The organism is Novosphingobium sp. 11B (genome assembly GCF_054589055.1).
The window spans coordinates 1-445 of sequence record NZ_BAAILP010000119.1 but is presented as its reverse complement, the minus strand read 5'-3'; the positions used below and the strand labels follow the sequence as shown (position 1 = coordinate 445).

The 445-nt window shown below is 58.4% G+C and carries 1 protein-coding gene; it reads right to left on the bottom strand.

The annotated features are described in order from the left end of the window. Positions 1-367: transposase (locus ACYPYD_RS11180; protein ID WP_459663178.1), on the bottom strand; the 367-nt coding region annotated here is incomplete at its 3' end. Positions 368-445 lie beyond the last annotated feature (78 nt).

Below are 445 nucleotides of genomic sequence, written 5' to 3'. Positions count from 1 at the left end.
TGGCGGCAACGTCCCTGGATAGTAGCCTCTCGCGGTTCTTGGTGAAGACCGTGACATCCCAGATCGGCGCATCCATCGCCAGGCCGACAAACCAGCGGAAGAGCAGGTTGTAATCCATCTGCTCCATGAGCTGGCGCTCCGAGCGGATCGTATAGAAAGCCTGCAGGAGCAATGCGCGCAGCAGCTTCTCGGGCGGGATCGATGGCCGGCCAATGCGCGAATACATCGCATCGAAATCAGCCGACATCACCTCGAGAGCTTCGTCGACGATCGCGCGGATCGCCCGAAGTGGATGGTTAGCCGGAACCCGAGCTTCGCAGCTCACGTAGGAAAACAACCCTTCGCTCCGGTAATCGCCGCCCCGCATCTCAAATCCTTCAACCTCAGTTGAAGGCGTCTGAATCACCTCAAGCGGTTCAAGGAAAGAGCCTTTTTCCGCAACCTG